This is a genomic window from Nostoc sp. UIC 10630 (assembly GCF_010747425.1).
Taxonomy (GTDB): domain Bacteria; phylum Cyanobacteriota; class Cyanobacteriia; order Cyanobacteriales; family Nostocaceae; genus Nostoc.
Window position 1 is genome coordinate 1 of record NZ_JAAGOG010000276.1, and the last position, 8,649, is coordinate 8,649.

An 8,649-nucleotide genomic window follows, 5' to 3' on the forward strand; every position below is an offset into this window, starting at 1 on the left:
CCTTTCCCCTTTCCCCTTCCCCCTACCTGCTAGAACCTCAGCCATTCCTACCAATCAGAGTTGCGATTGCCTTGACTAACTCATCTGGTTCAACGGGTTTAGACAGATGCCTTTGAAATCCTGATGCGATCGCTTGTTGCTGGTTGATTTCTCCAGCATAAGCAGTTAAAGCGATCGCGGGAATCTGTTTAGCTTGCTTTAGCTGCAATGCTTTAATTTGGCGCATTAGCATATAGCCATCTGTCTCTGGCATTCCAATATCACTGATCAAAATATCTGGTTCTGCCTCTGCCAATGCTTGCAGTGCTTCTTTTGCTGATGCCACAGCAATTACCCTTGCCCCAACCTGTTCTAGCACAAATGTATGAAACTCACGGGTATCATCGTCATCGTCTACAACTAAGATTTGAATGCCTGTAAGGATTTCAGTTGGAGAAGAAGCATTTATAGGGTCAATATTTATCTGTTGTTTTGGGGTTAACTCTTTTTTGATCAGGGGTAGCCTAACTCTAAAAATAGCTCCTTGCCCTTCCCCTAAACTTTCTGCCCAAATCGTGCCACCATGTAATTCTATCAAATGACGGACAATTGCTAGCCCTAACCCCAAACCACCAAACCTTCGGGTTGTTGTGCCATCAGCCTGACGAAAATATTCAAATACATAAGGGAGAAATTCAGGGCTGATTCCTTTACCTGTGTCGCTGACGGTAATCTGAGCTTGAGAATCAATGCGTTCCAGTTGAATATTAATTTTTCCTTCTTCAGGAGTGAATTTGACGGCATTCGATAACAGATTCCAGATTACTTGTTGTAAGCGATCGGAATCACCTAAAACTTGCCCCAAAGAAGCATCTAGCATTGTCTGAATTTGAATGTCTTTAGCCTCTGCTGCCAACCGTACTGTCTCCAATCCCGCCTCAATCACCAGTACTAGGTTGACGGGAAACATCTTCAGATTGAGCTTGCCTTGTAATATCCGAGAGACATCAAGCAAATCTTCAATGAGTTGAGCTTGTAATTTAGCATTCCGCTCGATGGTTGCAATAGCTTTCTTGATCTCTGCTGGCTGAAATTCACGGGTTTGTAAGAGTCTTGCCCAACCAAGAATGGGATTGAGAGGCGATCGCAATTCATGGGAAAGCACCGCCAAAAACTCATCTTTAATCCGGTTGGCTGTTTCAGCTTCAGTTCTCGCACCTTGCTCAAGTTCCAGGAGGCGATCGCGTTCGGCTTCTGCTGTCTTGCGTTCTGTAATGTCAATTACTGAGCCAATGTAACCTTTAAATTGACCGTCCACCCCAAACCAAGGATTAGCAGCATCGATTGTCCAGCGATACTCGCCATCTTTGCGGTGCAAGCGGTACTCCATACGGAAAGCCTCACACCGCTTGCTAGCTTTCAGGAAAATATTCCTAACCTCATTGTAATCTTCTGGATGTACGGCATTCAACCAGCCAAATCCCAGACTCGTCTCTTCGTTGTGACCGGTAAAGTCATACCAGCTTTTGCTCAGATAGGTGCAATAGTTATTGGTATCTGTTACCCAAACCATGAAGGGGGCATTGTCAGCCATGTTGCGGAACTGTTCTTCGCTTTCACGAAGTGCTTTCTCTGCTTGTTTGCGATCGCTGATATCTGTAACAAAGATGCTTACTCCGTCAGCAAAGGGGTAGAGGCGATTCTCAAACCAGCGTTGCCAAGCAGGATAAAAGTATTCAAACTGAACAACCGTCTGTTCTGCCATCGCCCGATGAACCTGGGTATAAAACTCGCTTTTGGCCAAATCTGGAAACAGTTCCCAAATCATCCGATCTAGCAACTCTTCTTTTGGGATGCCCACAACTTCTGCTACGCGATCGTTGACAAAGGTGTAATTCAACTCCCGATCCAACACAAAAAATTGGTCTTGGATGCCAGCGAGGACAGTTTCTAAGTGTGCTTTTGCCACCTCAGCTTCAATGCGTAGCCCTTGCTCTCGTTGCATTGCCTCCTCACGGAGACGAGCCATTTTTAGGGCTGCCTCCACCCGTGCTAACAATTCCCGAGCCGAAAACGGTTTAATTAAATAATCATCGGCTCCCGCTTCTAAACCTTCCACCCGTGCCTCTTCCCCCGCCCGTGCCGACAGCAGAATGATGGGAACTTTTTTTGTTTGCGGATTGGCCCGTAATTCTTGTAGCAGTCCAAAGCCATCTAATCCAGGCATCATTACGTCCGTCAGTACCAAATCAGGGACACGCCCACGGGCAGAATCCAAAGCCGCTAAACCGTCCGCCACTGATTCCACCTCATACTGCTGACTTAACAGCCGCTTGACATAATCGCGCATGTCTGCGTTATCATCAGCCAGCAGAATTCTGGCAGAGGTGCAGAGGGGCAGAGGGGCAGGGGAAGAACTTATATATGTGTAGTCGCCTTCTTGAATAATTTCTTCTCCTCCTGCTTCTCTTCTCCCCCTGCTTCCCCTGCTCTCTTCGGGTAGCCAACGCAGAGCTTCTTCTAGATAAGGGGTTGCACCTAAGGCAGTTGAAGCTAAGGTTCGAGGGGCGCTAATCCGGGCTGGAGGCAAATGAGCATATCCCGTTGGAATTGATACAGTAAAGCAACTACCTGCTCCTAGAACACTGGTTACTTTGACTGTTCCACCATGCATTTGCACCAATTCTTGCACCAGTGATAATCCAATTCCTGACCCTTCAAAAGTTCGTCCTTGCGCCCCTTTGACGCGGTGGAATCGTGTAAAAAGATGGGGAATTTCTTCTGCTGGGATACCGATTCCTGTGTCTTTGACTGCAAACTCAATATGGTCGTTTGCCCACTGCAAGCTTACCGCGATTTTTCCAGTCATCGTGAACTTGAAGGCATTCGAGAGCAGGTTAAGAACAATCTTTTCCCACATTTCCCGATCTACATACACTGCTGCTGGAAGGGAAGGACAATTGACTGATAATTCCATCCCTGCGCGCTCTACTGCTGAACGAAATACACTAGCTAGTTCTGCGGTGAAAGTGGCCAGATCGGTGGGTTCATAAGAAGCTTGAACCCTTCCGGCTTCGATGCGCGAGAAATCTAGCAGACTGTTAACCAGTTTTAGCAGGCGGAGTCCATTTCGTTGCACCATTTCTAACTGCTCTCGTTCGTTGGCTGGCAGCAGGGTGGCACAATTAGCTAAGGTTTCCTCTAATGGCCCCAACATCAGGGTTAGAGGGGTACGAAACTCGTGGCTGACGTTGCTGAAAAAGACAGTTTTAGCGCGATCAATTTCTGCCAAGGCTTCGGCGCGTTTGCGTTCTTCCTCGTAAGCTTGGGCGTTGGCGATGCTGGCTGCAATTTGAGCCGCAACTAAATCGATGAATCTTCTATAGTTATCGTCAAATAGCCTGAAGGGATTCAACCCTGCAATTAATATACCGGCTTTTCCCGTCTGACCGGATGGTGCAATTGGTACTGCGATCGCTTGATGGGGCGATCGCTCCCAAACACCACAGGGTAAGCTACTAAAAGACACTTCCAAATTAGAAATTAGTTTTGCCTGATGCGTTTCGATCACTTCCGCAAACGGCCAAACGCAATCAGAATCAAGATCGACTGTTTCGGGTGCTGCTACATGATTCTGCCCGATGCGGCACGTTCCAGCCAGAAAAACTTGTTGCTGATCTGGATCAACCAGATAAATCATTGCGAAAGGCAAATCGTAAGGGTTGCTTTCCAGACAATTTGCACTTAGTGTACAGGCTTGATCGAATGTCCTTGCGTCTGCCGTCCTAGCTGCTAGTTCGCGCAAAAGTGCTAACTGACGTTCACCAATGATGCGCTGAGTGTCGTCTGTATTGGCACAGATTATCCCGCCTGTTTCGCCCTGGTCATTAGGAACTGGGCTGTATGAAAAAGTATAATAGGTTTCTTCTGGATAGCCGTTGCGCTCCATAATTAGCAGCAGCGCTTCGTCATAAGTACCCTCGTTCTTCAACATCGCTGATTCTGCTCGCGGGCCAACCTGATCCCATATTTCCCGCCACACGCAGGAAGCTGGCTGCCCAAGTGCTTCTGGATGTTTGCCGCCAATAATAGCCTTGTAAGGGTCATTATAAAGGTTTATGAGTTCTTCGCCCCACCAAACAAACATAGGTTGGCGGCAAGTCAGCATAATTCGCACGGCAGTCTTTAAACTCTGTGGCCACTGCTGTGTTGGGCCAAGGGAGCTTTTTGACCAGTCCCATTCTCGCATCCTAGCACCCATTTCACCCCCGCCGATAAGGAAATTTACGTCGGCGTTGCTTGCTGACGTTGACTCGTTCTTCATTAATTCCTCTCGGTTGGTCATGCGTCGGTTACAGGCTATATCTGTGATCGTCTTTTTGGCAAAATCCCCTCTAAATTAGACGTTGATGCTCCTAAATAGTCATTTTAGAGGATATTCAAAGGCATATACAATTACATACAGGCTCTGCCGTGACTTTTCAAAGCATTGAAATCGTCTTTTAGGACAAGTTGCTGTTTTGGCTCTCTTCGATTGTCAGCTTTATATGACTGATATTCCAAGCTACCAAACAAGGTCAATTCTTATTCAGAACTCACAATGCCTACTCCTCTTATCGGTAGTCTATTTTCTTAAAAATTCAACCTGGTTCACTTAACTCCTTGAGTAGATTATTAATTCGCTCTATTCTTAAGAGATAAGGTCTTACATCTCCATTTCCCAAGGGTTAATTGTTAGGGAAGTAACACTAAACTCGGCTGCAAACCTTTCTTTAGACATATTTAACTCTTGCCGCAGGGCACGAATTAGTTTGCCAATATTAGGTTGCTTTGCCACAAGTCGGCTTACACTATGAGTCATATATATTAAAGTTCATAAAGCACCATATATTAACAATTTTTACGACAAAATCTTATTTTGCGTCTACTGCTCTTGAGATAGAGATTGTGAACTCAAATCAGAGCATCACAACATTATCATAATTTTAATTTATCGTTTTAAGAAACAAGACTATTTGATTTTATTCTATAACTCGCTTTATCCTGAAATCAGTAGAGATTTGAACTTTACAAGACTTACACAAACAATACTGAAAATCTTTCTTTTCAGTATGGGCAATTTATGTAGACGCATACTCTTAGGTCGAAGCAAGCTACGCAGAGTGTCTGTCTGCGACATGTTGCGCGTTTGCGTAGCCTCCCGCAGGGAACCTAGAGAAGCAGATACTTTACGAGTTCTCCAACAGACTACCCGCAACGTATTATCCCTATAGCGTGTAGTTTTGCGTATGAGATAAAAGTAGGTGTCTTGCCAAAATTTAAATACCAAACTAACGCTAAATTTACCAAAAAAATTTTGGTGTACTTATCTTTAAACTTTGATAAAACAAATAAGGAGAATAGCTAAATGCTAGATCAGCAGATTGATTGCCCCAACAGACCTAAGACAAGCGCAATGATCATGAAACTTTTCCAAATCACTCTAGTAGTCTTAGTACTTTTAATCAACTTAGTAATTGCTTTCCCTTCTTGGGCAGAAAAAACGCCTTCTTCAAATAACAATCCTGACTATTTTCAAGTAGGGCAAAAAGTCATTTGGCTTTACAAGGCTCGTGCAGATTCTAGCGATGTCCAAAGGATTCCCGCCGAAGTAGTTCAGTTAAGTTCTAAGCAAGTACAAATCAAGGTATACAAACATAACCACGAATTTGTCAATCGTTGGGTAAATCCAAATAAGCTTGAGAATTTGAAAAAAGTCAAAGAGTCAGTATTTTAAAGTTTAGCTATATGGAAGTAAACCTACTACAGCACGACGTAAATCCATCTATCATCTCAACTAACAATAGAGGTAGGGGTAATTCATGAATTACCCCTACCAAGGTTAATAATTTTAAACTCTATTTATTTTTGATAGATCAAAAACACTGAACCAATTGGCCCAAGATTTTCTACATAAGTTTTCTGGTTATAATACAATCCTGGAGACATACCTCCATCAAATAAAATTCCTTCTTGAATATTACCTAAACAGTTATTGTTAGCAATGCCTTGTAAGACATTATCAAACATATCTGGCAGTAACTCTTGATTAAGTTGAGATAATTCAATCTCTGAATTAGCTTTCAAGTCATTAACTAATAGTATTACATAGCCTTGAGTAGTGATAGCTGCCAGAGAGCGATTAGTTGCATTTTTACAAGCAAATTCTCCCAAATCTTGACAAATATCTTTAAACTTACCCTGACGATAGAATCTGCCATTACCGCCTACTAAATTGTAATTGAGAATATCGTTGTTTCTTCTACCAGCTTGGATAGTAGCCTGCCTTTGGTTGGGTGTACCTCCTGATATCCCAAAGGAAGAACGTTTGTTTTTAAACGCTCCTGAATATTCTATACCACGAGAGACATTTAAACCTTGTGGCTTATTATCAGTATCTATGTAGTCGGCATTAATTGCGGCAATGGGTAGCTGTCCGTTCAATTTGGCATTCTCATCGCCAATGAGTTCATGAAACTGCTTTGGAATGTATTCTTTACGCAGCTTACCTCTGGCATCTTTGGCGTAGAGCTTATGAGATAGACCAACATTAACTTTGAAATCCAATTCTGCTGATTTAGGATTAAAAATAATTACATTGTTAATACCTCTGGAACTTTTTTTACCTTGATTATTGGTTTTAAAAAAATCAATACTGAATTTAGGATCTTTGCCAGGGCAAGTTTTAGATGCTTTGGGGACTGGATTTGCTTCAATCTGTTGACAACTTGATAACAAGCTTGCACCAATTATCGAGATAAATAACAAAAATAATTTTTTGGTTGACATAATAATACAAAAAAACCGCTACAGAATTACTATAGCGGGGAATAATTTAAAATTTCAGTCTGAAATTAATCTGAATAACTACAACTTAAGAGAACCATTCTAAAACAGCTTCTTCTTTAGTGTTAGTATTCCGAGATGGTGTCTCACGATTAAATTTCATCTGAATTGACCGAGTTTGCTCACCATCAGCAGCTACAGCCAGAATCGGATAGTCAATTAAACCATCCTGGAAGGACATTTGGAAGCGGAATGTCCCATCTGGATTTAGCTGAATTGGACGGCCACCAATGGTTACGGTAGCGTCGGGTTCTGTTGCACCGTAAACTATCAATTCAGCATCGGCAATTAACCAGAACTTTCGCGGACGCACTGGAACGGCGGAAGCGGAGAAGCCAACACCTGACATTCCTGCACCGGAAGCGGTTAAGCCTGAGACAGTGGGAACTGCCCACATACCCACACCAGATGGGAAAATGTAGGAACTAAGGGCTTGTTCAGGACGCGCTGAACCTGGTACTTGATGCTGAGAACCGAAGATAGAACCAGCAACTCGTAGCGCTTCGGCAGATTCGGCTAAACCAAAGATTTGGTCGTAGATAGGATTGCCGTTAGTGTTTACACCACCATTGGCAGTAGCTGTAGCTGCAATCTTTTTGGCTGGGGGAACTAGTTCGTACTGAGTCTTACCGCGCAAATCTTCTTCAAAGTTGACAGTGATGAAGACATCTTCAATCCAGTCTGAAGGATAGACTGGGGGAATGTGTACTCTAGCAGAACGAGCTAGTACTAACCAGCGACCATCAGCAGCACGATAGCCGATATCTATCACATAATCGCGATCGCTAACTGGAACTGGTAGATACCATTCTCTAGCTAATTCATCAGCAGGATATTCTTGAATGCTGTGAGGGCTTTGGTATTCGATATTGATGTCGGTGACATCATAAATCCGTAGCGCGAGTTGTTGTCCCCCTTGGCGGCGCAGTTCCTCTTTATGTTCATTGGGGATATCCCAGTAAGTGTAAGCCCACTGTGGATCGCGCGGTAAGAGGACAATCCGGCTTTCACCATAGCCAGAAGGCAAATCTGCGAGTCCTTCATCAACATCAGCTAGAGATCCACCTGTACGATCTTCCTGACCTAATTCAAACTTAGCAGCTTCCACGGTTTCCTGTGCCTCCAATGAACGAGATGGACTGAGCAAACTTTTGCTTCGCTGGACTTCTAAAATTGATGCCAGCAATTGTGATTTACGCATTCGGCTATAGCGAGAGATGCTATATTCGCTGGCAACTTTTCGTAGTTGCCGTAAGGTCATCTCCTCTAGGGGGGGGCGTTCTTTTGCCATTAATTTGGCCTCCAGTAGTGTAAGCGGTAAATGATTTCCCCTGGTTAAAGAATGCTATATAAAAGGTCATCCACATCCAGATGAATTTCTTATTCCTGACTCCTGGTTTTGCCCAGTTTTAAGTTTTTTAATCTGTTTTTAAATTGAGTTAACTTCTAAAATTCCTGGTTATGCCAAAATTAGCATTTCTTTGGGATCGAAGAAGTTCTGTTTGTTAAGTCAATATTAACCACTAAGCATATCTAGGGATCAAGTGGTTTCTATAGCTTTTTTGACTATATTACGAATTTATAAGCTTTTCTGGGATCACAATGTCATGAAAACATAACATTGGTAGCTAGCACAGTGTTGCTCGCTGGCACAAATATCAATATTCCATGACATTTAGCTGTGGGGAAGGGGCAAGGGGGAATTTAACCCAGCTTGTTGAAGTAGCGGACTCAAACCCATCTTCCGGTTCCATAGCAGGAGTCATTTTCCTCTTCCCCCTGCTC

At 43.5% G+C, this 8,649-nt stretch carries 5 protein-coding genes; 1 reads left to right on the forward strand and 4 read right to left on the reverse strand.

Translation table 11 applies throughout. The features are described from left to right. Positions 1-37 precede the first annotated feature (37 nt). On the reverse strand, positions 38-4,303 hold the full coding sequence (locus tag G1O98_RS34680; RefSeq protein ID WP_163938318.1) for an ATP-binding protein: 4,266 nt from the start codon (positions 4,301-4,303) through the stop codon (positions 38-40). A gap of 381 nt (positions 4,304-4,684) precedes the next feature. Then, positions 4,685-4,840: an XRE family transcriptional regulator gene (locus G1O98_RS34685; protein ID WP_163938312.1), complete on the reverse strand. Its 156-nt coding sequence runs from the start codon at positions 4,838-4,840 to the stop codon at positions 4,685-4,687. 600 nt (positions 4,841-5,440) lie between these two features. Here G1O98_RS34685 and G1O98_RS34690 point away from each other — a divergent pair. Then, the gene (locus G1O98_RS34690; RefSeq protein ID WP_114082531.1) at positions 5,441-5,755 is read left to right on the forward strand and encodes a hypothetical protein; all 315 of its coding nucleotides are present in this window, start codon (positions 5,441-5,443) and stop codon (positions 5,753-5,755) included. A gap of 125 nt (positions 5,756-5,880) precedes the next feature. Here the strand turns inward: G1O98_RS34690 and G1O98_RS34695 are convergent, their stop codons facing one another. Both G1O98_RS34695 and G1O98_RS34700 read right to left on the reverse strand, forming a co-directional pair. Beyond that, positions 5,881-6,807 (reverse strand): phosphodiester glycosidase family protein, encoded by a 927-nt coding sequence (locus tag G1O98_RS34695; protein WP_163938314.1) that lies wholly within the window; start codon positions 6,805-6,807, stop codon positions 5,881-5,883. Between the two features lie 85 nt (positions 6,808-6,892). Continuing rightward, entirely contained in the window at positions 6,893-8,155 is a 1,263-nt protein-coding gene (locus tag G1O98_RS34700) for a DUF4912 domain-containing protein (protein WP_163938316.1), read from the reverse strand. Positions 8,156-8,649 lie beyond the last annotated feature (494 nt).

Bases quoted from the DNA above. Each gene is read 5' to 3' on its own strand.
- G1O98_RS34685 (WP_163938312.1), bottom strand. From the start codon at position 4,840: ATGACTCATAGTGTAAGCCGACTTGTGGCAAAGCAACCTAATATTGGC.
- G1O98_RS34700 (WP_163938316.1), bottom strand. From the start codon at position 8,155: ATGGCAAAAGAACGCCCCCCCCTAGAGGAGATGACCTTACGGCAACTA.
- G1O98_RS34695 (WP_163938314.1), bottom strand. From the start codon at position 6,807: ATGTCAACCAAAAAATTATTTTTGTTATTTATCTCGATAATTGGTGCA.
- G1O98_RS34680 (WP_163938318.1), bottom strand. From the start codon at position 4,303: ATGAAGAACGAGTCAACGTCAGCAAGCAACGCCGACGTAAATTTCCTT.
- G1O98_RS34690 (WP_114082531.1), top strand. From the start codon at position 5,441: ATGAAACTTTTCCAAATCACTCTAGTAGTCTTAGTACTTTTAATCAAC.